The sequence below is a fragment of the Aquificaceae bacterium genome (assembly GCA_037481935.1).
Lineage (GTDB): Bacteria > Aquificota > Aquificia > Aquificales > Aquificaceae > Pampinifervens.
The window spans coordinates 54,302-76,334 of the sequence record JBBFKQ010000005.1 but is presented as its reverse complement, the minus strand read 5'-3'; the positions used below and the strand labels follow the sequence as shown (position 1 = coordinate 76,334).

28 protein-coding genes are annotated in these 22,033 nt (G+C 48.0%); 17 read left to right on the top strand and 11 right to left on the bottom strand.

Features of this window, described 5'->3' with window-relative positions; translation table 11 throughout:
- Positions 1-3: 3 nt before the first annotated feature.
- Entirely contained in the window at positions 4-549 is a 546-nt protein-coding gene (gene frr / locus WHS43_05845) for a ribosome recycling factor (protein ID MEJ5339159.1), read from the top strand.
- On the top strand, positions 546-1,250 hold the full coding sequence (locus tag WHS43_05840) for a SapC family protein (protein MEJ5339158.1): 705 nt from the start codon (positions 546-548) through the stop codon (positions 1,248-1,250). The genes frr and WHS43_05840 overlap by 4 nt, the downstream gene beginning before the upstream one ends.
- On the opposite strand, the gene WHS43_05835 is transcribed toward WHS43_05840, so the two are convergent.
- The 6 genes from WHS43_05835 to WHS43_05810 are packed head-to-tail and all read right to left on the bottom strand — an operon-like array spanning position 1,240 to position 5,500.
- The gene (locus WHS43_05835; GenBank protein ID MEJ5339157.1) at positions 1,240-1,758 is read right to left on the bottom strand and encodes a C40 family peptidase; all 519 of its coding nucleotides are present in this window, start codon (positions 1,756-1,758) and stop codon (positions 1,240-1,242) included. The two genes, WHS43_05840 and WHS43_05835, sit on opposite strands and share 11 nt — an antisense overlap.
- Positions 1,700-2,863 carry a geranylgeranyl reductase family protein gene (locus WHS43_05830; GenBank protein MEJ5339156.1) on the bottom strand — a complete coding sequence of 388 codons (1,164 nt, stop codon included), beginning with the start codon at positions 2,861-2,863 and terminating at the stop codon, positions 1,700-1,702. The genes WHS43_05835 and WHS43_05830 overlap by 59 nt, the downstream gene beginning before the upstream one ends.
- Position 2,864: 1 nt before the next feature.
- Positions 2,865-3,791 carry a beta-ketoacyl-ACP synthase III gene (locus WHS43_05825; protein MEJ5339155.1) on the bottom strand — a complete coding sequence of 309 codons (927 nt, stop codon included), beginning with the start codon at positions 3,789-3,791 and terminating at the stop codon, positions 2,865-2,867.
- The gene (plsX, locus tag WHS43_05820) at positions 3,791-4,795 is read right to left on the bottom strand and encodes a phosphate acyltransferase PlsX (protein MEJ5339154.1); all 1,005 of its coding nucleotides are present in this window, start codon (positions 4,793-4,795) and stop codon (positions 3,791-3,793) included. Before plsX ends, WHS43_05825 begins: the two co-directional genes overlap by 1 nt.
- Positions 4,792-4,977, bottom strand: a complete 186-nt coding sequence (gene rpmF, locus WHS43_05815) for a 50S ribosomal protein L32 (protein MEJ5339153.1) — start codon at positions 4,975-4,977, stop codon at positions 4,792-4,794. The genes plsX and rpmF overlap by 4 nt, the downstream gene beginning before the upstream one ends.
- A 34-nt stretch (positions 4,978-5,011) precedes the next feature.
- Positions 5,012-5,500 (bottom strand): YceD family protein, encoded by a 489-nt coding sequence (locus WHS43_05810; protein MEJ5339152.1) that lies wholly within the window; start codon positions 5,498-5,500, stop codon positions 5,012-5,014.
- Positions 5,501-5,547: 47 nt separating this feature from the next.
- On the opposite strand from WHS43_05810, the gene WHS43_05805 reads away from it, so the two are divergent.
- The 9 genes from WHS43_05805 to tpiA are packed head-to-tail and all read left to right on the top strand — an operon-like array spanning position 5,548 to position 13,047.
- Positions 5,548-6,525 (top strand): YvcK family protein, encoded by a 978-nt coding sequence (locus WHS43_05805; GenBank protein ID MEJ5339151.1) that lies wholly within the window; start codon positions 5,548-5,550, stop codon positions 6,523-6,525.
- Positions 6,509-8,017 carry an FAD-binding protein gene (locus WHS43_05800; protein MEJ5339150.1) on the top strand — a complete coding sequence of 503 codons (1,509 nt, stop codon included), beginning with the start codon at positions 6,509-6,511 and terminating at the stop codon, positions 8,015-8,017. Before WHS43_05805 ends, WHS43_05800 begins: the two co-directional genes overlap by 17 nt.
- A 9-nt stretch (positions 8,018-8,026) precedes the next feature.
- Positions 8,027-8,437 (top strand): hypothetical protein, encoded by a 411-nt coding sequence (locus WHS43_05795; protein MEJ5339149.1) that lies wholly within the window; start codon positions 8,027-8,029, stop codon positions 8,435-8,437.
- An 18-nt stretch (positions 8,438-8,455) separates the two neighbouring features.
- Complete coding sequence (locus WHS43_05790; GenBank protein ID MEJ5339148.1) at positions 8,456-8,818, top strand: YkvA family protein; 363 nt, start codon at positions 8,456-8,458, stop codon at positions 8,816-8,818.
- Positions 8,818-9,792, top strand: coding sequence for an ABC transporter permease (locus WHS43_05785; protein MEJ5339147.1), 975 nt, complete (start codon positions 8,818-8,820; stop codon positions 9,790-9,792). Before WHS43_05790 ends, WHS43_05785 begins: the two co-directional genes overlap by 1 nt.
- Positions 9,793-9,804: 12 nt before the next feature.
- Positions 9,805-10,356, top strand: coding sequence for a DJ-1 family glyoxalase III (locus WHS43_05780; protein MEJ5339146.1), 552 nt, complete (start codon positions 9,805-9,807; stop codon positions 10,354-10,356).
- Positions 10,353-11,528 (top strand): class I SAM-dependent rRNA methyltransferase, encoded by a 1,176-nt coding sequence (locus WHS43_05775; GenBank protein MEJ5339145.1) that lies wholly within the window; start codon positions 10,353-10,355, stop codon positions 11,526-11,528. The genes WHS43_05780 and WHS43_05775 overlap by 4 nt, the downstream gene beginning before the upstream one ends.
- Positions 11,528-12,298 carry an undecaprenyl-diphosphate phosphatase gene (locus WHS43_05770; protein ID MEJ5339144.1) on the top strand — a complete coding sequence of 257 codons (771 nt, stop codon included), beginning with the start codon at positions 11,528-11,530 and terminating at the stop codon, positions 12,296-12,298. Before WHS43_05775 ends, WHS43_05770 begins: the two co-directional genes overlap by 1 nt.
- Before the next feature lie 8 nt (positions 12,299-12,306).
- Positions 12,307-13,047: a triose-phosphate isomerase gene (gene tpiA, locus WHS43_05765; GenBank protein ID MEJ5339143.1), complete on the top strand. Its 741-nt coding sequence runs from the start codon at positions 12,307-12,309 to the stop codon at positions 13,045-13,047.
- Here tpiA and WHS43_05760 read toward each other — a convergent pair.
- The gene (locus tag WHS43_05760) at positions 13,006-14,064 is read right to left on the bottom strand and encodes an LptF/LptG family permease (GenBank protein MEJ5339142.1); all 1,059 of its coding nucleotides are present in this window, start codon (positions 14,062-14,064) and stop codon (positions 13,006-13,008) included. The genes tpiA and WHS43_05760 overlap by 42 nt on opposite strands.
- Before the next feature lie 16 nt (positions 14,065-14,080).
- Between WHS43_05760 and gcvT the strand changes: the two genes are divergently transcribed.
- Complete coding sequence (gene gcvT, locus WHS43_05755) at positions 14,081-15,100, top strand: glycine cleavage system aminomethyltransferase GcvT (GenBank protein MEJ5339141.1); 1,020 nt, start codon at positions 14,081-14,083, stop codon at positions 15,098-15,100.
- Here the strand turns inward: gcvT and mnmH are convergent.
- The gene (gene mnmH / locus WHS43_05750) at positions 15,056-16,102 is read right to left on the bottom strand and encodes a tRNA 2-selenouridine(34) synthase MnmH (GenBank protein MEJ5339140.1); all 1,047 of its coding nucleotides are present in this window, start codon (positions 16,100-16,102) and stop codon (positions 15,056-15,058) included. The genes gcvT and mnmH overlap by 45 nt on opposite strands.
- A gap of 3 nt (positions 16,103-16,105) precedes the next feature.
- Positions 16,106-17,455, bottom strand: a complete 1,350-nt coding sequence (locus tag WHS43_05745; GenBank protein MEJ5339139.1) for a glycosyltransferase family 39 protein — start codon at positions 17,453-17,455, stop codon at positions 16,106-16,108.
- Between the two features lie 17 nt (positions 17,456-17,472).
- On the opposite strand from WHS43_05745, the gene asd reads away from it, so the two are divergent.
- The 3 genes from asd to amrB are packed head-to-tail and all read left to right on the top strand — an operon-like array spanning position 17,473 to position 20,017.
- On the top strand, positions 17,473-18,489 hold the full coding sequence (gene asd / locus WHS43_05740) for an aspartate-semialdehyde dehydrogenase (protein ID MEJ5339138.1): 1,017 nt from the start codon (positions 17,473-17,475) through the stop codon (positions 18,487-18,489).
- Between the two features lie 2 nt (positions 18,490-18,491).
- Positions 18,492-18,908: a M67 family metallopeptidase gene (locus WHS43_05735; GenBank protein ID MEJ5339137.1), complete on the top strand. Its 417-nt coding sequence runs from the start codon at positions 18,492-18,494 to the stop codon at positions 18,906-18,908.
- The gene (gene amrB, locus WHS43_05730; protein ID MEJ5339136.1) at positions 18,905-20,017 is read left to right on the top strand and encodes an AmmeMemoRadiSam system protein B; all 1,113 of its coding nucleotides are present in this window, start codon (positions 18,905-18,907) and stop codon (positions 20,015-20,017) included. Before WHS43_05735 ends, amrB begins: the two co-directional genes overlap by 4 nt.
- Here the strand turns inward: amrB and WHS43_05725 are convergent.
- Positions 20,014-20,301 carry a DUF503 domain-containing protein gene (locus tag WHS43_05725; protein MEJ5339135.1) on the bottom strand — a complete coding sequence of 96 codons (288 nt, stop codon included), beginning with the start codon at positions 20,299-20,301 and terminating at the stop codon, positions 20,014-20,016. The genes amrB and WHS43_05725 overlap by 4 nt on opposite strands.
- 53 nt (positions 20,302-20,354) lie before the next feature.
- On the opposite strand from WHS43_05725, the gene WHS43_05720 reads away from it, so the two are divergent.
- The gene (locus WHS43_05720; protein ID MEJ5339134.1) at positions 20,355-20,777 is read left to right on the top strand and encodes a hypothetical protein; all 423 of its coding nucleotides are present in this window, start codon (positions 20,355-20,357) and stop codon (positions 20,775-20,777) included.
- Entirely contained in the window at positions 20,774-21,514 is a 741-nt protein-coding gene (locus WHS43_05715) for a tRNA (adenine-N1)-methyltransferase (protein ID MEJ5339133.1), read from the top strand. Before WHS43_05720 ends, WHS43_05715 begins: the two co-directional genes overlap by 4 nt.
- Here the strand turns inward: WHS43_05715 and rsmG are convergent.
- Complete coding sequence (gene rsmG, locus WHS43_05710) at positions 21,484-22,032, bottom strand: 16S rRNA (guanine(527)-N(7))-methyltransferase RsmG (protein ID MEJ5339132.1); 549 nt, start codon at positions 22,030-22,032, stop codon at positions 21,484-21,486. The two genes, WHS43_05715 and rsmG, sit on opposite strands and share 31 nt — an antisense overlap.
- Position 22,033 lies beyond the last annotated feature (1 nt).

The following is a 22,033-nucleotide window of genomic DNA, read 5'->3' as shown; positions in this document are numbered from 1 at the left end:
AGCATGATAGAGGATATTTTTAAGAGCGTCGAAGAAGACATGAAAAAGGCGGTGAGCTACTTTAAGAATGAAATAGCTGGTCTGAGAACTGGTAGGGCAAGCACCTCTCTGGTGGAGGAGCTCAAAGTTGATTATTACGGCTCAAGAGTTCCACTGAAACAGCTTGGAAGTATAAGTATAACTGATGTGAACCAGATAACCGTCCAGTTGTGGGATGCAAACGCCGTGTCAAGCGTAGAGAAAGCAATAATGGAAAGCCTCAGCCTCACTCCCCAGAGGCAGGGCAATGTGCTCAGGATAACACTTCCGCCCCTTACACAGGAGAGAAGGAAAGAGCTTGTCAAGATGCTCCATAAAATGGCGGAGGAGGCAAGGGTAGCCGTAAGGAACATAAGGAGGGATGCGAAGGATATGCTTGAAGAGCTGGAGGGAGTATCTGAGGATGAGATAAAGAGGGCTCTGGAAAAGCTACAAAAGCTCACTGACAAACACATAGATGAGATAAACCAGCTCGCAGAGGCTAAGGAAAAGGAGATAATGGGTGGATGAAGCTCTTCTCCAATACCATACTTCTTGACCAAGAAAAACACATAAACCTCAAGTGGTCATGTCTCAAAGGTGCATGCCCCCACAGCTGTTGCCTTATTCCTGATAGAACTTTTGTAGTTCTTGAGGAAGTTGTATCCCTCTCAAGACATTTTCCAGTGGTCATAAACATAGAAGTAGACCAGGAGGGCAAGGAGCAGAGGCTTTTTTGTGCATACTTCAGGCTAAAGGAAGACTGGAAGGGCTGTATATATCTAAAGGATGGTGTTGGCTGTCTTCTAGAGGAGGAAAAGCCCTACACATGCAGGCAGTATCCTTTTTTCATAAGTGGAGGCTATCTTGCCCTTGACCTTACCTGCCCTGGCTTCTCTGAACTGGAAGGAGAACCCATCTGGGAGGGTCAGCTGATAAACTCCTGCTTTGAGCAGGGTTTCTATGTTTACTCTCTCAAACTTGAGGAGGGTAAGGCTCAGACAGAGGAGTTTATCAACCTTCTTTTTGACCTTGGGCTTGTGGTGGGCGGGAGGGTTAGCTATGAGGGGGTAGAGGTCTCCTTTAACATGGTGGATGAGAAAAGACTTTTTGAACTTTCTGGGGATACCCTCAGATGGCTTTCAGAAAAGGGATATCTCAAAGTAATCTACGCCCACCTTAATTCCCTGCAGAACTGGGAGCGCCTGATAAGAAGGTATATTAACGGTTAGAAAGTATGAAGATGAGGTCTCCAATCTCATCGCCCTCTGGGGTTATGGTGCGAGCTGTTTGCCTTCCTTCAAGCCTTGCGTAATCATTGGCGCTATGTTCCAGCCTCCTTGCGAAGAGGAACCTTCTCTGCCAGTATGTTTCATCAATTCTGCTTACTGTTATACCTGTCTTTTCGCTGGCATGCACAAATCTACCATTTCCCAAATATATGCCCACATGGGATGGTCCAGGTCTGTAGGTGGTGAAAAAGAGAAGGTCTCCCGGTCTTAGCCTGTCCCGTTCTACCTGCACTCCTACCTTTGCCTGTTCCGCAGTGCTTCTTGGCAACTTTATACCGTTTACTTCAAAGACTCTCTGAACAAAGGCAGAGCAGTCCATCCTGTATAGCTCGTTGGCACCGAATTGATAGGGTCTTTCCATGTAGGTCAGAGCGGTTAGAACAATTCCATCAGCGTTTGCCAGTGAAAGTCCCACGTTCAGAAGCACTGCCCCTATTACCACCCTCATGGGGCTTCATTATACCTCCTAGCCAGGCCTTAGTCAAGTGTTTTAGAAAGCCCGGCAACCCTCTCCAGTAAAGGTCTCTGTAGCTCTTCTCCCCTGTCAGAAGTTTATAAAAACTCTTGAGAGCAAAATCCTTACCCATTCTGTAGGATATACTCTGAAAGGCATAGGCAAGCCTTGCAATCCTTCCTGCATACACGAGCTCCTGCACAAGGGGCCTCAGCCTTTTTCTGTAGGCCCCTACGGGTTCCGAAGGGTTTTCCACTATTGCCTCCGCAAGGAGCTTACCTCCCCAGAGGGCATAGTATATTCCCTCGCCAAGAAGTGGGTCAGTCATGTTTGCGGCGTCTCCCACAAGCAGTATCCTCTCTCTGCCTGCATGGAGGTCTTCATCTCTTTCCACAAAGGGTATGTGCCATCCCCTGGGATGGTGGAATTTTATACCCTTTTTTTCAGAGTAATCCTTGAGAATTCTCAGCAGGTCTTCCCTGCCGGTGCTTGCGACTCCGAGGCTTATGCCATCTCCATGAGGAAAAACCCAGAGGTATCCCCTTCCCACATACCCCGTCTCAATCAGCACTTCATCTTCCATGTCCCCGTCAGTGAAGAGCTCAAGACTTCTGAAAAATTTCTTTTTTCTGTATCCCAAGAGCTTTGCCACCTTTGAATAAAAGCCATCTGCACCCACAAGAAGGTCTGCCTCAAAAGTTCCCCATGAGGTGTATACTCTGTAGCCTTCATCCTCTCTCTCAAAGCCGAGAAACTCTGCACGGAGGAGCTCCGCACCAGCCTCCAGAGCCTTTGAGACCAGGAAGTGGTCAAAGTCCCTTCTGTCCACTATGTGGGCCACAGCCCCTTCTGCCTCCGCTCTTGTCTCCTCAAGGCCCCTGAATCCAAGCCTTCCGGCTCTTATGGTGTTAAGTATCAACCTCTGGTATCCATCAGGCAGAAGTCTAATGGCTCTCGCAGAAATACAGCCTGCGCAGAGTTTGAACCTGGGGAGGTTTTCTTTCTCAATGAGAAGGACCTTCAGCCCCTTTCTGGAAAGGTGGTATGCGGAGGAGGCCCCGGCAGGACCGCCGCCTACAACTATGGCATCAAACCGCAAGTCAGAACCTCAGAAGGCTTGCTCCCCATGTGAGCCCTCCGCCCATGGCAGTCAGGAGAACAAGGTCGCCCTTCTTCAATCTTCCTTCTCTGTATGCCTCACGCAGAGCTATGGGAATGGAGGCGGCGCTTGTGTTTCCGTATTTATGTATATTGGAGTATACCTTCTCTGTGGGCACTCCCAGTCTTTCGGCAAGAGCCTGCACGATTCTTATGTTTGCCTGATGTGGCACAAGAAGGCTCACCTCTTCTATGGAAACCCCAGCCCTCTGGAGGACCTCTTCACATACCTCCGCCATGGAACGCACCGCCAGCTTAAAGAGCTCCTTTCCCTTCATCTTAATGTAGCCACACCTCTCCGCATAAAGGATTTCCCAGTAATTTCCGTCGGAACGCATCACAGAAGAGAGAAGCTCACCATCACCTTCAGAACTCAGAAGCACTGCACCTGCACCATCGCCAAAGAGAACACAGGTAGACCTGTCCGTCCAGTCCACTATCTGAGAGAGCTTTTCTGCACCCACAAGGAGTATGTGCTTTGCCTTTCCGGATGAAATCATAGAGTTTGCTATCTCAAGACCGTAGAGAAAGCCACTGCAGGCTGCAGATATATCAAAGGCGTAAGCCCTGCTAGCTCCGAGCCTTGCCTGCAGGAGACAGGCGCTGGCGGGAAAGCCAAGGTCAGGCGTGAGGGTTGCAAGAATTATTACATCAAGCTCCTCTGGATTTACACCGGCTTCTTCAAGTGCCTGAAGGCTTGCCCTGTAAGCCATTTCAGTCAGGGTCTCGGACTTTGCTATTCTCCTTTCTTTTATGCCAGTCCTTGTGGTTATCCAGTCGTCGGAGGTGTCCACAAGCTTTTCAAGGTCAAAGTTGGTCAGCACTTCCTGAGGCGTATAGTCGCCCATACCCTTTATAGTCAATCCCATCAGACTTTTACCTCTTGTGGGAGTAAATTTTTCAGGTTCTCTGAAAGCCTTTCGTTGAAGTGATGTGTCAGAAATTCGTTTGCAACCCTTATGGCGTTTCTTATGGCCTTTGCGTTTGCCCTTCCGTGGGTTATTATGACTGGCTTTTTAGCCCCCAGGAGGGGTATGCCTCCATACTCCGCGAAGTCTGCCTTTTTCCTGAAGTTGTTGAGAGCAGGCTTCATAAGCACTGCTCCCAGCTTTGCCAGGAGGCTTTTCTGCACCTCTTCCTTTATCATCTGAAGCACTGCAAAACCAAGGCTCTCACTTGCCTTGAGTATAACATTACCCACAAAGCCGTCGCACACTATCACATCAAAGGTGCCTGCGTATATGTCCCTGCCTTCTGCATTGCCCAGAAAGTTAAGTCTGCTCGCCTTCAGAAGGGGGTATGTTTCCTTTACCAGCTCATTGCCCTTGCCCTCTTCTTCTCCTATGCTGAGAATACCCACCCTGGGGTTTTTTATACCAAGTATCTCCTCGGCGTAGGTGTGTCCTATGACTGCAAAGTGGAGAAGATGCTTTGGCTTGCAATCCACATTAGCACCCACGTCAATAAGGACCGTTTTCCCCTTAGGGTTCGGAAGGGCAACCCCTATGGCAGGACGCTCCAGTTCCTCAATAGAACCAATAACGAACTTACCTACAGTAAGAACTGCACCTGTATTTCCTGCTGATACAAGCCCATCCGCAAGACCCTCTCTTACCAGCTTACCGGCCACAAAGAGAGAAGAGAGCTTCTTTTTAAGCACATTGGAGGGTGGTTCATGCATCTGCACCAAATCAGGTGCATGCACTATCTCAAGACTATCAAACTTTTCCCTCTCGAGCACACGCCTTATTTTCTCCTCATCACCCACAAGCACACTTTCAAGGCCCAGCTCTCTGTATGCAAGAATACAGCCTTTTACTATCTCCTCTGGGGCATAGTCCCCCCCCATACAGTCAACCGCTATTCTTGTCATGAAGTCTTGAGAACTTCTCTACCCTTGTAGTATCCGCAGTAAGGGCATGCTCTGTGGGGCATCATTAGCTCACCGCAGTTGGGGCAGTTTGCGAGCGACCCACTCTTCAACTTAGAGAAGAAATTCTGGGCCCTTCTCTGGTCTCTTCTCCATTTTGAAGTCTTTCTCTTTGGAACCGCCATTTCACAGCCTCCGTAAGGTATAGTGAAGATTGTATTATAACATATTGCTCTTCTTAAGAAGGTCACCGAGCGTTGTAACTCTGCTTTCAAGCTGTTCCTGAAAACCGGCCATGCAGTCGGGGCTGCACAAGGGCTTTGTGGGTATACTGAGGATTATCTGCTCCCTGAGTAGCTGTGTAAGGTCAAAGGCCTCCTCATCTTCAAAAAAGGATACTTCAAGCTCTGAGGGCTTCAGATAAAGCACATCTCTGGTGGGATATGGCTCTATTCTTATAGACTCACTTCTGCCAATATCCTTTTGGTATATGGTAAGGCACCGGCTGCACTCAAGCACCACATATCCTTCAATCTCCATGTATACCCTGTATCCACCCCTTTCCTTTGTTATTTCCACGTACAGGCTAATGGGCTCCCTTATCTCGCCGAGGTCCGGAGGCAGTTTTATATCCTCAGGTTTGAAAAGGTAGCTCTGCGAAAACCTGTTCCTGGTCTTGAATATTTCCTTTAAGTTCAGCTTTACCATAATGGTTTAAAATATTTCAGACCTGTGAAGATTTCAAGGAGGTAGGTATGAGGCTTGTAGCCGTAGGAGGAGGAACGGGGCTTTCCACCCTTCTGAGAGGTCTCAAGGAAAAGGTGGGCAGGGAAATAGAGGACCTTTCCGCCATAGTTACTGTGGCAGACAGCGGTGGGAGCACCGGAAGGCTCAGAAAACTCTACAACGTGCCAGCTCCTGGGGACATAAGAAACTGTATAGTGGCTCTGTCAGAAAGTGAAGAGATAATAAGGGAACTTTTTCAGTTTAGGTTCAGGGGTGGAGAGCTTGATGGACATGCCTTTGGAAACCTTTTTCTTGTTGCCCTCACAGAGATAACGGGCAGTTTTATGCATGCGGTAAACATAGCCTCTCAGATACTCAGGACTAGGGGAGAGATAATACCCGCAACCCTTGAAAGCGTTCAGCTCTGTGCAGAGTTTAGCGACGGCAGAATGCTCTGTGGTGAGGAAGAAATAACCGAATATGGAAAGTCCGATGGCGTCAGGCTCAAAAAGATATGGATAGAGCCTCAGGGTGTAAAGGCTCCCATAGATGCAGTAGCAAAAATAGAATCTGCTGACATGGTGGTCTTTGGTCCGGGGAGCCTTTATACCAGCATAATCCCCAACCTGCTCATATCTGATATAAGAGAGGCAGTCCTTCATTCTCCTGCTCTAAAGGTCTTTGTGGTCAACGCCATGACCCAGCCCGGTGAAACGGACGGCTTTACTGCCTATGACCACATAAGGGCCTTTAGAGAATACACAGGCATTGAGAAGGTAGATGTGGCCTTGGTAAACACCAAGATGCCTTCTGACCAGGTGCTGAGAAGATACATGGCACAGAGGCAGGAGCCTGTTATTCCAGACATAGCGAGGATAGCAAGGGAGGGAATAGAGGTCTATGCGGAAGACCTTATAGGTGAGAAGGAGGACTTTGTCAGGCATGACCCCAAAAGGCTTGCCGACCTAATAGTGGAAGTATACAGAAAGCATGGCGTATTTTCTTAGCTTTGATACCTCAAAGCTTCCCCCTGAGACTGCCTCTGTGGTGGTATGCGGGAGTGGCATAGGAGGGCTCACAACCGCCATAGTGCTCAAAGAGCTTGGCGTTGAGCCCCTGATTCTCACAAGGGGCATAGGAAACACTTACTACTCTCAGGGGGGCATAGCATGTGCCGTGCACCCGCAGGACAGCCCATACCTTCACATGCTTGATACCCAGAGGGCGGGCAGAGGCCTTTGCAGGGAGGATACGCTCAGGGTTCTCGTAGATGAGGGTATTCAAAGGCTTGCAGACCTCAGAAGATGGGGTGTTACCTTTGACGAGGATACCACCATAGAGGGTGGACACTCCTTCCCGAGGGTCTACAAAGTTAAAGACTATACAGGAAAGGCCATATACGATGCTCTCCTGAAGAAGGTCAGGGATATGGGCATAAGGGTTATCATGGGTGAGCTTCAAGAGGTTCTGGGTGAGGATAAGGTGGAGGGGATTCTTTACTATGAGGGGAATTTAAAGCTCATAAAGACATCCGCCCTAGTTCTGGCAACAGGCGGTGCAGCCAGCATGTTTCTGCATACTTCAAACCCCGTGAAAGTAAGGGGTGATGCAATGGGGATTGCCCTTAGGAAAGGGTTAACACTCCTGAACGCCGAGTTTGTTCAGTTCCATCCTACTGTAGTAAGGAACACAAACATACTCATATCTGAGGCGGTAAGGGGTGAGGGTGCTGTGCTTGTGGACCAGAAGGGAGAAAGGTTCGTTGATGAACTCCAGCCCAGAGACGTGGTGGCGAGGGCAATATACAGGAAGCTCAGAGAGGGGGATGAGGTGTTCCTTGATATGAGACCATTGAAGGAAAGGGGCATGAACCTGTCCCAGAGGTTTCCTACCATATATTCAATGCTGAAAGAGAGGGGCTATGACCCGGACATCCAGCCCATACCCATAACGCCGGCTGCTCACTACTTTATAGGTGGTATAGAAGTGGACTCTTATGGAAGAACCACTTTCCCCGGACTTTACGCGGTGGGTGAATGTGCCTGCACCGGTGTTCATGGAGCTAACAGGCTTGCTTCTAACTCTCTTCTTGAGGGTGTGGTCTTCGGATACAGAACCGCCTACAGAGTATTCCACGACCTTGAATTTCTAAAACCCTCTTATGCAGATTTCACCTCTCAGAAGGAAGGGAGGCAGAAACCCCCATACAACTTTGAAGAGCTCAGAAGGCTCATTTGGGAGAGCTGTGGTCTTGAGAGAGAGGAGGGAAGCCTCAGGGAGGCAATAGAAAAACTCAGAACATGGCTGGAGGGCTGGAAAAACTGGGAAAGGAGCGTGGAAAACAGACAGCTCCTTGACATAAGCCTTGTGGCCCTTGCAACCCTCAACTCAGCCCTGTGGAGAGAAGAGAGCAGAGGCGTGCATTACAGGAGAGACTTTCCTGGTGAGAGGGAAGAGTTTAGAAGGGATAGCTTTTACAGGCTGGATGTTGAGCTATAATTTAAAATCATGGCGGTGAGCTACGAGGTCTACAGGATCCTTGAAGAGGAACTGGGAAAGGAAAAGGCAGACAAAGTTGTAAAGGTGCTTGAGGAAAGTCTGAAGGTCATTGAGGAGAAGGTAAAGGAGCAAAAACCTCTCCTAAAAGCAGAGATAAAGGATGAACTCAAAAAGGAACTTGTTACTAAAGAAGAGTTTTACGGAGAGATGAGGTCTTTAAGACTGGAGCTGGAGAAAATAATAGATAAGGTGGAGGCAGATTTAACAAATAGGATAAACAAAGTGGAATCTGACCTTGGGCGGAGAATAGACAGAGTGGAACTTCTCCTCAAAGTCCTTATAGGTCTTGTGGTGGTCGGTTTAACACTTCTTAACCCTGCCTTTGTAGAGCTTCTCAAGACAGTTTTTGCTCTAAAGTAATGCTATAATAAAAGTTCTATGGAAGAAAAGCTCAGGAAATACCACAGGGAAACAGGCACAAGGGAGCTGAGAAGCCTTCTTGAAGAAAAGCTCAGGCGCGTGCCACCAACCATGGAATATGTGAGAAACCTCATACTTGATGCAAAACTCCTTTTCAGGATTCTCTCCGATGAGGAGTTTGACCTTAAAGAAGAAGCAAGGAAAGATTTTATTGCTGCACTGCTCTATTTTATAGAGGACAGAGACTCTATAAGGGACAGAATACCCTTCCTGGGATACTGGGATGACTACAAGCTCATCAGGTATGTAAAGAACAAGCACAGAGAAGAGATAGAAAGATACTTCTCAGAAGTCAGGCACTTTATAGCCAACTACTTCTGATGTTGTGGTTTCTCTCCTACAGGATATTTCAGGCATTCCTTACCCTGCTGGGTGTTACCTTTCTGTCTTTTCTTATCATCAAGCTGGCACCCGGAGATTACCTTGACCAGCTAAAGCTAAACCCTCAAATATCCCCCGAGACCATAGAAGCCCTGAAAAGGCAGTATGGACTTGACCAGAATGTCTTCATGCAATACATAAAGTGGCTCATATCCGCCCTGAAGTTTGACCTTGGATACAGCTTTCAGTACCACGCTCCCGTAAGCCAGCTAATAGGTGAAAGGGTATGGAACACTCTTCTGCTAACGGTAACTTCCACCATTTTCTCCTGGCTAATCGCTGTCCCCCTCGGTATGCTGGCCGGGCTAAGAGAGGGAAAGCTCTCTGACAGGATAATAAGGGCTTACAGTTATACCTTCATGTCCCTTCCTTCCTTTTTCCTTGCCTTCATTGTTCTTGTAATAGTATCCAAGACAGGACAATTACCCGTGGGTGGTCCCTACAGCCCTGACTTTCACAAGCTAAGTCTCTGGGGGAAGGTGGTTGACCTGGCTTCTCATATGTTTGTGCCTGTTCTAACCCTGACCCTTGTGTCTTCAGCCGGGCTTGTAAGGCTCATGAGAAGCAGTGTAATAGAGATAAAGAACAGCCCCATGGTGGTTATGCTCAGAGCAAAAGCTGTTTCCCAGTGGACTATCACAAAGCATATTTTCAAGAATGCCATGAATCCCTTTACCACTCTCATAGGTTACGAAGTGGCAGGACTTCTCTCGGGCGCAGCTCTGATTGAAATAATAGTTGGCTGGCCTGGGCTTGGAACTCTTATGCTGGATGCAGTGCTTTCTCAGGACCTTTTCCTTGTTATGGGTGGGCTATACATTGGCACTATAATGTTGCTTATAGGAAACCTTATTGCGGATATACTTCTTGCTATCATAGACCCGAGGGTAAGGGAGAGGGAGATAATAAAGTAAGGAGGTTTTGACATGCCAAAGGTAGCCATAATCCTTGCAGAAGGCTTTGAAGAAGTGGAAGCGGTTGCACCCATTGACGTGCTCAGGCGTGCAGGCGTGGAAGTGATAATTGCGGGACTCACACCCGAGCCAGTGCCCAGTGCAAGAAACATAAAAATAGTTCCCGACACAACCGTTGACAGCCTCAACCCTGATGAACTTGACCTAATCATACTCCCCGGCGGTGCGGGTGGTGTGGAAAGGCTCAAGCAGGACCAGAGGGTAGAAAAGCTCATAAAAAATATGCAGGAGAAAAAAAAGCTGATAGGTGCCATATGTGCAGCACCCACCGCGCTGGCAAAGTTTGGCGTGCTGGAAGGGAAAAGGGCTACCGTCTATCCCTCCCTTGTTGAAGAGATAAAGCCAGCTCACTTCGTAGACAGGTCAGTGGTGGAGGATGAAAACATAGTTACCAGTCAGGGACCTGGCACTGCCCTTGAGTTTGGTCTGAAGCTTGCCGAGAGGCTTGTTGGGAAAGAAAAGGCCAGGGAAGTAGCCAGGAGGATGCTGGTAGCCTACGAATGATACAGGTAAGGGTGGAGCCTGGCGTTGAGGAGAGGATAAAGGGCTTTTTCCCTTGGGTTTACAGACCTGAGATAATAGGATATTCCAAGAAGCCAGAGAAAGGGGACCTTGTGGTGGTCAGAGACTATGCAGGCAGGTTCCTTGGCTATGGCTACATAAATCCCTCTGCCAACATAAGTGTAAGGATACTCTCCTTTGACAAGGAGGAGCCGATAAATGAAGAACTTATAAAGAAAAGGCTCCAGCAGGCTCTTGAATACAGGAAAAGACTTTACCTGGACAGCAATGCCTTCAGGCTCGTTCATTCAGAAGGCGACCTCCTCCCGGGGCTTGTGGTGGACGTATACGGAGAGTATGTGGTGGTGGAGTTTACCACCTACGGTATGAACAGGCTGAGAGAGTGGGTAATCCCCGCCCTTTTGGAGCTTCTCAGCCCAAAAGGTATATATGAAAAGGTGAGCGATTATGTGGCTTCGGTAGAGGGCTTCAGGGAAAGAGGCGGTGTTATATACGGCCATGTGCCGGAGGAGGTAGTCATATGGGAGCATGACCTGAAGTTCATAGTAAACATACCGCAGGGGCAGAAAACGGGCTTTTTCCTTGACCAGAGGTGGGCAAGAAGGCTCATAAGAAACTTCGTCCGTCCTGGGGACGAATGTCTTGATGTTTTCTGCCATACAGGTGGTTTCGCCCTCAGCATGAAGAAGGCAGGCGCAGAGAAGGTGACAGGGGTAGACCTTTCTCCTCTTGCCCTTGAGGTCGCCAGAAGAAACGCAGAACTCAACGCACTTGAAGGGATAGAGTGGGTAGAGGCTAACGCCTTTGACCTGCTCAGAAAATTCCATCAGGAGGGTAGAAGGTTTGACCTTGTGGTGATAGACCCCCCTTCCTTTGCAAAAAACAGGGCCTCAGTTCCCAATGCCCTCAGGGGCTACAAGGAGCTTCTGGTCAGAGGTCTGCATATCACAAAGCCTGGCGGATACCTTGCCATATACTCCTGCTCTTTTCATATAACAAGAGAGCATTTGCTGGAGGTCCTTCTATCTGCCGGGAAGGATACAAAGAGGCAGCTCAGGATAGTGGCTGAGAGCTTTCAGGACCTTGACCATCCCTGGATTCTTCAGATGCCAAACACCCTTTACCTGAAGGGAATATATGCGGAGGTGCTATGATGGACCTAAACCAGGCCCTCATCATGGGAGCGGTAGAGGGGCTAACAGAGTTTCTCCCCGTGTCTTCCACCGGACATCTAATACTTACGGCCCACCTCCTTGGAGTGCCCCACAACACCTTTACCAAGAGCTTTGAAATTTCCATACAACTGGGTTCCATACTGGCTGTTGTCTTTATCTACTGGAGAAGGTTTGTATCAGATTTCGAGCTGTGGAAAAGGATAGCCCTTGCCTTTCTACCCACGGGAATCCTGGGCTTTACCCTTTACAGGTTCATAAAAGAACAGCTGATAGGAAACGATGTGGTGGTTGTTGTGGCCCTTGTTCTTGGTGGAATTTTTCTCCTCTTTGCAGACAGGCTCTGTGAGAACTTCTGCACCCTTCAGGATGCCAGAGAGCTCAGCTATAGGAGAGCCATCGCCATAGGCTTTTTCCAGAGCCTTGCCATGGTGCCTGGAGTTTCGCGTTCTGCCTCAACCATAATCGGCGGTATGTTCATGGGACTTAACAGAAAAGCCTCTGCCGAGTTTTCCTTTCTCCTGGCAGCACCCACCATGCTCATAGCAACCGCCTACGACCTTTTTAAATCCCACTCAGAGTTTCACTCTCAGGACTGGCTTGTGCTCTCTGCAGGCTTTTTAACCGCTTTTGTTTTTGCCCTGCTGAGCGTCAAAGCTCTTCTTGCCTTCCTCTCAAGACATTCCTTTGTTCCTTTCGGTATTTACAGAATAGGGATAGGTCTGGCTTACGCCTACTTTTTTCTGCTATAATCTATGTGATGAAGCTCATAGCAGCAAACTGGAAGATGAACCTCACACCCTCTCAAACAGGGGAGTATCTAAAGAAGTTCATCCCCCTCGTTGAAGACATAAAAGACAGGGAGATACTTATCTGTCCATCTTTTACTTCCCTCTGCGTGGCGCAGGATATGCTCAGAGAAACCCACATAAAGCTCGGCGCCCAGAACTGCTATTATGAGCCTAAGGGTGCCTTTACAGGTGAGGTCTCTCTTGATATGCTTAGGGAACTTGGAGTCTCCTATGTTATAGTGGGACATTCAGAGAGAAGGTGGATATTTGGAGAGTCTGACGAGCTTATAAACAGAAAGCTGACTGCCTGCCTGAAGGCAGGCATAAGGCCTGTGCTTTGTGTCGGTGAAAGGCTTGAAGAGAGAGAGGCAGGGCTTACCTTCAAGGTGGTGGAGGCTCAGGTCAGGCTTGCCCTTTCTGGCCTTGAGGGCTACACGGACAGCATAGATATAGCCTACGAGCCCGTGTGGGCAATAGGCACGGGAAACCCCGCTACCCCGGAGGATGCACAGCTGGTTCATGCCTTTATAAAAGACCTGCTCTATCAGATAAACCCCCAGCATTCTGACAGGGCAAGGGTTCTCTACGGCGGTAGCGTCAACCCCAAAAACTCAGTGGACTTTATGAAAATGAAGGATGTGGATGGACTGCTTGTGGGTGGTGCCAGTTTAGACCCTGAAGCCTTTTCCCAAATCGTAAAGTGCTTTTAAAGCCACAAGAGGTATGGGCACGTATATGAGGTATGTGAGGTAAAGGTTCAGGTCCGTATTCTCTATGATGGACCTCATGGCATTTATAAAAAACCAGTGAGAGGAGAAAGACAGAAGGAGGGCAAAGAGCCCAAGCCTTAGCTGTCGCCATCTTATATAAACCCAGCCAACTATAAGACTCATAGAGAGGGGAAGCAAGGAAGTGAGCACCCTTTTTGCCAGTTCGTAGGCATACTGTCTGTAGTTAATGCCTATTTTCTCGCCTAGAAGGCTCAGGATAAAAACATCCCCTATGGAAAGGTGTTCTGGCTTTTCAGCGAGTGGCCTTATCTGGGAAAGCTCAAGAAAGTCAGTGGTAAACTTTTGAACCTTCTCCTCTCCAGTGGCAAGGTCCCTAAGGCTCGCCTGAGAAAACTCCAGTCTTTTACCTTCCCATCTTCCTGCGCTGGCAGTAACCATCTGCCTTATGGACCCTTCCCTAACCTTGAGGAGATAGAACCCGTGCACCTTACCCGTGGAAAGGTCCACAAGTTCAAAGTTGTAAAAGTTTACCCCTCCCTTCTCTTCTTCTGTAAGCCATAGATTTCTAACTATTCCGCTTTCCGTTTCTTTTGCCTTCCTGTATTCCTTCTCTATGCTGAAGAGCTTTCTCTGACTTTCCGGGTATAGCTGAAAACTGCCCAGAAGGTTAAGAAATGAAAGAAAAAGGGAAAAAAGCAGAACCCAGAGAAAAAATCTCAGAGGTGAGATACCAAAGCTCTGCAGGAGAAGGTCTATTTTCTTCTGAAAAAGTCTTCTGAAAGCCACAAGCAGCGCAAGGGCATTCACAAAAGCGCCTGAATAGAAGAAGGCCGTAGGCAAAAAGTTAAGCGTATAAGTGAGAAGAACATCGGGGCTTTTGTCCTTGAAAAGGAGCAGAACCTCACCTACAAGATAGACGTAGAGTATACCCATGAGAACCATAAGAAGGAGCAGAAAGGTCTTCATGTGGTTGAGAAGAATGTATCTGTTGAGCATAGGCTAAAATTTTAATATGAGAACACCCCTCTACTCTCAGCACAGAGCCCTTGGTGCAAGGTTTTTCCAGTTTGCAGGATGGGAGATGCCCCTGGAATACACCTCAATAGCAGAAGAGGCAAGAGCTGTCAGAAACTCCTGTGGTCTTTTTGACATATCCCATATGGGAAGGCTGTTGATTTTTGATGGCTTTGACAAGTTGCAGTATCTGACTTCCAGAAACATAGAAGGGTTAAAGGTTGGAAAGGTTCATTACAATCTCTTTCTCAATCCTGAGGGTGGAATAAAGGAGGATATAACCTTCTACAGGCTCTCCGAAGAGGAGTTTTTTATGTGTGTAAATGCAGGCAACAGAGAGAAGGTGGTGGCATGGTTGAAAGAAAATGGTCTTTCTGTAAAGGATATGAGCAAAGAGTGGGTGCAGTTTGCCCTTCAGGGACCTGAGGCAGTTTCACTGCTGGACAGATACTTTCCCGTGAAGGACATGAAATACTACAGCTTTCAGCTTTTTGGAAACACCCTAGTATCACGCACGGGCTACACGGGAGAGGACGGTTTTGAAGTCTATGCACCCCTGAAGGAGGGGGTAGAGCTCTTCATGGAGATATCTATGGAATGCATGCCCTGCGGGCTGGGTGCAAGGGATGTTTTGAGAATAGAGGCGGGTATGCCCCTTTACGGGCACGAGATTTCTGAGGATATAAGCCCCTTTGAGGCGAACCTTGACAGGTATGTGAGCCTGAATAAGGACTTCATCGGAAAAGAGGCACTTCTCGGAAGGAGGGTGGAAAGGAGGCTCTTTGGTCTTGAAATTCTTCAGAGAGGTGTCCCAAGGGAAGGATACAAAATTTTCTACCAAGACAGGGAAATAGGTTATGTGAGCAGTGGCACCTTCTCCCCAAATCTTCAGAAAGGCATAGCCCTGTGCTTTGTGTCTGTGGACTTCAGGATTGAAGGTCTTGAGGTCCATGTGCAGGTTAGAAACAGAAGGCTACCTGCAAGGCTCAGGAGCTACCCCTTCCTTAAGAAGGCATGAATATAGCTCCTTCAGATTCTCATAGCACTTCTCCAAGTCATTACAATCAAGCCTGAAAAGGGTATTTTTGTGAAGTTTGTAAGTTCTGTCGTAGTATTCCCTTATGAGAAACTCTGCAAGGTCTTCTGCCATATTTTTTTCCAGTATCTCGAGAGCTATTGAGTATTTACCCTCTCCAAGGTATTTCCTTATCTTGAGAAGAGACCTTCTTGCCTCTTCCTGCCAACCATCAAAGCCGGTATACTCCTCCACAAGGGTTTTAACTCTCCTTTCATGTGAGGCATGAACCTCTACGTATATGCCCTCTTCCTTCTTCTTCCAGAAAGCCTGTGGAAGATGTATGTTGCCTATTACTCTGCTCTCATCCTCGGTGAAGATGAGGTCTGAGCTAATCTTGCGAAGGCTCTCATAAAGCAGGGCATCAAACATCTTCTGACTGACCCTTTCTCCTATGCCCACCCTTCCGAAGGCTGAGCCTCTGTCTTTTGCAAGCCCTTCAAGGTCAATAACAGGGTAGCCATCCTTTTTCAGTCTTCTCAACAGGAGCGTTTTCCCCACCCCTGTCCTGCCAGTAAGCACCACAAACTTCTTGTTTTCTAACAGCCTTTCCATATCCCTCAGTATAAACTCCCTGTATGCCCTGTAGCCTCCTGCCAGCCTGAGAACTTCCAGGCCCACTGAGCTGAGAAACCTGCAAAGCTCCTGACTTCTCAATCCACCCCTCCAGCAGTAGACCACCACATGCCCGTGCCTTTCCTTTAGTTCCCTGAACCTTCTTAATAGAACTTCCAGCTTTGAGCCTGCTATCTCATATCCAAGATTTTTAGCCTTCTCCACCCCTTCACTTCTGTATACGAGCCCTATGAGCTTTTTTTCTTCATCTTCAAAGAGGGGCAGGTTAACAGCACCCGGTATGTGAAACTCCTCATACTCAGAGGGACTTCTTATGTCCACAAGCACTCTATCTTCAAGGCTGTATATCTGCTCCGGCTTAATGTCCATGTCTTAATAATTTAACGCAGCCGAAAGAGAGTGTTTGAGTTTTTCAAGTCTTATGGTCCTTCCCCTAAGCCTGTATTCTGCAATAAGAATGCCCATATGCTCCCCGCACGTGACGGAGTATTCAGGGTCCCTGGTTTTTGTGAGCAACCTGAGAGGCTCACCCTTCCATATGCCCAGGTATAGACACACTGACTTTTCTTCCTGGCATTGGCAAGCTATGGAGCTTCTCATGCTTACATATCCTGCCATACTCTCTGCTATCCTCTTCCTTGAGCTCTCCCTATTCTCTGCGTAGGGAAAGAAGAAAATTCCATAAAGAAGCCTGAGAAGTATTACAGAGACCAGAGTAAAGAGCAGAAGTCTTTTAAATAGCTCAGAGCTGAGTGCCCTGTATGTGTAGTAGGAAAAAATTATTGCCAGAAGCGGATAAAGGGGCATTATGTATCTTCCTGAAGAGTCGGATATCCAGTATGGAAGGTAGTTAAGCAAGAAAAGGAGGGTGAGAAGCTGGATCTGAGAGGGAAAGGTGAGCTCCTTTCTGCCATACCACAGGGAAAGCAAGAACAGAAGGCTCCACGGAAGAAGGTCTTTGAAGTTTATCAGGGGGTAGAAAAGCATGTGGCTTAGCCGTGAAAACTCACCCCCCACTCTGCTAAAGCTCTCCCTCCAGAGGCTTTTTATGTATTCCACTGGCTCTGCAAGCTGAACCAGCCAGAGGGCGGGGACTATCAGAGAGAAAAGATATATGGCTATTGCCCCCTTTCCCATCAAGTATCTTATATCCCTGCGGTAGAGAGCAAAGGATATCATGGATATACCCATAAAGGCGTAGGCGGGCAGCCCCTTTAACATAAAGGAGATACCAAAAACAAGACCTGCAGAAAGGGCAAACATAAAGGAAGCCCTTTCCCACCACAGGTAGAGAAAAAACATGCCGAGAAAAACAAAAAGGCTGAAGGTAATGTCAATCTCCGCAAGATATCCGTAAAAGAAAAGAATGTTTCCAGAGGTCAGTAATATGAGGGAAGAGAGAAGGGAAAGCCTTATGTTTTTGAAAAGGTAGTAGGAAAAAACCCCCACAAGCAGCGTTAAGAGAGTGAGGGAGGTAAGGCTTACAGCTCTAGCTGTCAGCTCACTCCAGGGGATTATATGGGAGTAAAGAACTATAAGCCAGTTAAAAAGAGGGGGCTTGTTAAAGTAAGGCTCGCCAAAAAGTGTAGGCTGAAGGTAATGTCCGGAATGCCACATCTCAAAGGCAATCTGCGTGCGTAGAGACTCTTCGTTCTTAAAGGTATATCTGTGGAGGTTTGGCAGAAGGCTCAGGAGAGCAAGCAGGATAAAGACTAAAAACATGGCTTATAATTATACTCATGGGATATAGGGTAGCTGTAGTTGGTGCCACGGGTGAGGTAGGAAGGGCTTTTCTCAGGGTTCTGGAAGAGCGGGACTTTCCGGTGGATGAGCTCCTGCTCTTTGCCTCAGAAAGGTCTGAAGGGCTTGAGCTAAGCTTCAGGGGTGAAAAGCTCAAGGTTCAGGCTCTAAACAAAAGGTCAGACTTCAGAGGGATAGATATAGCCCTTTTCTCTGCTGGCTCTTCCATAAGCAGGGAGTATGCTCCGAGGTTTGCCTCCGACGGTGCTGTGGTCATAGACAACTCTTCCGCATGGAGGCTTGAGCCGGATGTGCCCCTTGTGGTGCCAGAGGTAAACCCTGATGACATAAAGGAGCACAGGGGTATAATAGCCAACCCCAACTGCTCCACCATACAGATGCTGGTTGCCCTCAAGCCCATATACGATGTGGCAGGCATTGAGGCTATTGTGGTCTCCACCTATCAGTCTGTGTCCGGTGCAGGTGCAAAGGCAATAAGGGAGCTTCAGGAACAGACCAGAGCATGGTGTGAAGGCAGAGAACTCCCCCCAGCAAAGGCACTGCCCAAGAGAATCGCCTTCAACGTGGTGCCCCAGATAGACCTCTTTACGGAAAACGGATACACGAAGGAAGAGCTCAAGATGCTCAACGAAACCAGAAAGATACTCCATGACCCTCATATAAGGGTATCCGCAACCTGCGTGAGGGTTCCAGTCCTTTACGGACACTCTGAGGCTGTAAGCCTTAAGCTGAAGTCCGAGCTTTCTCCAGAGGCTGCGAGGGAAATTCTCAGAGGGGCTAAGGGGGTAGTGCTCATGGACAGCCCCGAGAAGGGTGAATACCCCTTACCGGTTGATGTGGCAGGAAGGGATGAAGTCTTTGTGGGAAGAATAAGAAAGGACATGGTCTTTGAACCAGGACTTTCCCTATGGGTTGTGGCGGACAACATACGAAAGGGTGCGGCTACCAACGCGGTTCAGATAGCAGAACTTCTCACCCAGTATGCAATGGTGTGAGCATGCTCAGGATTAAGGGCTCCGCACTGCAGAAGATAATAGCACAGGCGGAGAGGGACTATCCCTATGAGACGTGTGGGCTTCTTCTTGGTAAGGTGGAGGGGGATATGCGAACTGTCTTCGGTGCCTTTGAAACACCCAACGCAAACCCTGACAGGAAGGAAGACCGATATGAGATAGCACCCCAGGACTACCTGAAGGCGGAGAAAAAGGCAAGAGAGTTCGGACTTGAGATAGTTGGCGTTTACCATTCCCATCCGGACCATCCAGACAGGCCCTCTCAGTTTGATGAAGAGAGGGCTTTTGAGGGCTTTTCATACATAATACTCTCTGTGAGCAAGGGCAAGGTGGTTTCTTACAGAAGCTGGGAAATGCTTGACGGAAAGTTCAGGGAAGAAGAGATTTTCATATTCGGATGAAGCCCAGAGTCAGAGCACTGGAAGTTGTTCCCCATGATGGAGCTTTCTGGCTGAGAGACCCGCTGGGTATATCCGGAGGTCTTCTTGTATCTTACCATGCCCTGCTTCTGCTTTCCCTAATGGATGGCTCAAGGGAGCTTGCAGACATAAGGGCTGAGTTTTTCAGGCAGACGGGCGTGCTCATCAGCGAGCAGGAGCTTCTTGAGTTTATACAGACTCTCGAAAGAAGTCTACTTCTGGATGGGGTTGGATTCAGGAGGGCTGTTGATTCTCTTCGTAGGGAGATTTTCGGGAGAGGTATAAGGCCAATGTCCCATGTGGGCGAGGTCTACCCTGCAGATATGGAAGAGTGCAGAGGGTTTCTAACGGGAGGAGAAAGGGAAAAGAGGGAAATGCTGGGTCTTATGGCGCCTCATATGGACATAAGAGTTGCAAAGGAAACTTACTGGGAAGCTTACGGAAGGATCAGGGCTGATAAGAGACTGGTGATAATACTGGGTGTATCTCACTACTGGCACGAGATGCCCTTCTCTGCGCTGCCTTTACATATGGAGACCCCTTTCGGACTTCTCCATACGAGAAAAGACCTCATTGAAAAACTGCAGAAATTTTACAACTTTGACATAACCTATGACCTTCTCTCTTACAGGCAGGAACACTCCATAGAGTTTGCATCAGTTTATGTAAAGATGCTCCTTCCAGAGGCAGAGGCGTTAGCCCTGATTATCTCCTACGGTGAAAAGGAATTTTTGAAGGGGCTTGCAGAAAACCTCCTCAGGATAGTAGACAGAGAACTTCCACATACGCTCATTATCTCAAGCGTTGACCTGAGCCACGTGGGAAGAAAGTTTGGAGACCCAGAGAGCTATGACCCCTCCTTCAGGGACAGGGAATACCTTGGACTTTTGCAGGATATCAGGGCTGAGGATGCCTTTGAACTGCTCAAGAGCACCAACAACCCCACTCGTATAGACGGACATTATGCAAACCTGGTTTTTTCACACATGCTCAGAAAAGCAGGGCTTCAGAAGGGTGAGCTTTTTGACTACAGGGCATACTACGAAGAGCCCACAGATTCCATAGTTTCCTATGCCAGTATGGGTTTTTAGAACTTCAGATACTCGGTTTTCAAGTCCACTATGAATTCAGGGTAGTGTCTTTCAAGAAGCTTCTTTACTCCCATAAGAGTATCCTCCGCTATAGACCTTTCAAAGGCAAGGCATGCAAAGGCAAGACTTGACCTCTGCCAGAGGTCATGATGGTCCACCTCTGCAACGGATACGTTAAAAGAAGACCTGACCCTGTCCTTTATGGACCTGAGGTGATGCCTTTTCTCCTTGAGAGACCCATTTTCAGGGAAGAAGAGCTCTACCCTCAGCAAACCAAGCACCATGCCTATGCTAATATTATAATAACTCTACCGTGTTCTGGCTACTGCTTTTTTTTATGCTCTTTCAGGTATACGCTCAAGAATGTCCACTGCTAAGGGTGAGGTATCTTGCTCTCAAGGAGGACATGATATACGAGGACCTGATGCGAGAAGCAGAAAGCCTGATAAACGCGGCTTGCGAAAGAGGGGACAGAAAAGCCGGAAGGTCTGCGGACAAGATACTGCAGGCTCTTGAAAACATAAGGTTCCCTGAGGGCTTTGGAAAAGACAGAGTGGTTGCCAGCAAGAGACTGAGGAGAGCATCTTTGCTTCTAAACGAAACTGGAAAGTATTCAAAAAAGCATCCTCAGTTATACGCCTACCAGCTCCTTTTCTATCAGGTTGCAAGAGAGAATTACAGGGTGGGAGACTACGAGTATGCGTTAAAATACTCAGTAGCATCTTATAATCTGGGAAGGGCCATACTGGAGCTGAGATGACCTTCAGGGAAGGCGACTATGTTCTACTTGTTCACGAAGAGAGGAGGTATCTGAGACTTCTCACAAAGGGCTTAAGTCTGAGCTTCAGGGAAAAGAGCGTGAGATTTGAAGACCTTCTGGGAAAGAGCCCAGGTGAGGTAGTTAACGGCTTCTGCCTTCTTGCCCCTGCTCTTGAGGACATAATACTTCTTGGCTTTCAGAGAAAAACTCAGATAGTGTATCCCAAGGACAGCTTTTACATAGCCTTCAGGCTAGGACTCTCAGAGGAGAAGAGACTTCTTGAGTTTGGCGTGGGAAGTGGTGCATCTACTGCGGTCTTTTCTCAGCTTGCCGGTGAGGTATGGGCTTATGAGGTAAGGGAGGACTTTTACAGGCTTGCAAGGAAAAACTGGGAAAGGTTTGGTCTCTGTAAAAATGTGAGGATTGAAAACCTTGACTTTATGCTTGCAGAGCTTGAAGAAGAGTTTTTTGACGCAGTCTTTGTGGATGTTAAAGACCCAGTTCAGTACGTGCAGAAGGTCTGGAAGGTTCTCAAGCCAGGTGCCCCCCTTGCAGCCATTCTGCCTACAGCCAATCAGGTAGGTGCTCTCCTGAGAGTCATGCAAAGCTTATTCTGCAATCTTGAGGTCTTAGAAATACTTCACAGACCTTACAAAGCAAATCCCGAAAGGCTGAGACCTCAGGATACCATGGTTGCACACACTGGCTATCTCCTCTTTGCAAGAAAAAGGATATAGCTTTTAATATCTGGAAGCTCTATTCTGCAGTGCTCATACCCATGAGCAGGCTCCGCCCCTCTCATCACCATAATGTATTTCCTGGATAGCCTTTCCAGAAGGGGCATTATATTCTCCAGTTTACCAAAAGCCCTGCATACAACAAGGTCAAAACTTTCCTGTAGTTTCTGAGCCTCCCTGCAGAACACTCTGTATTCAAGACCAAGCCTTGTCTTCAGATACTCCAGAAAGGAGCACTTCTTTGCCACAGCCTCCACAAGGGTAAGCTCTATTCTGTCTCCATAGTATATCTTCAGTGGAACTCCTGGAAAGCCGGCACCACTGCCCACATCACACACAGAAAGGCCGTCAACCTCTATGCCTTTCTCTTCAAAGCACAGGCTCAGTGTAAGGGAATCCAAAAAGTGCCTGAGGACTATCTCTCTGTCTTCTCTTATGGCGGTAAGGTTATGAACCCTGTTCCACCTCTTTAGCTCTTTCAGGTAAATCCTGAAGCTTTCAACCTGCCCCTCGGACAGC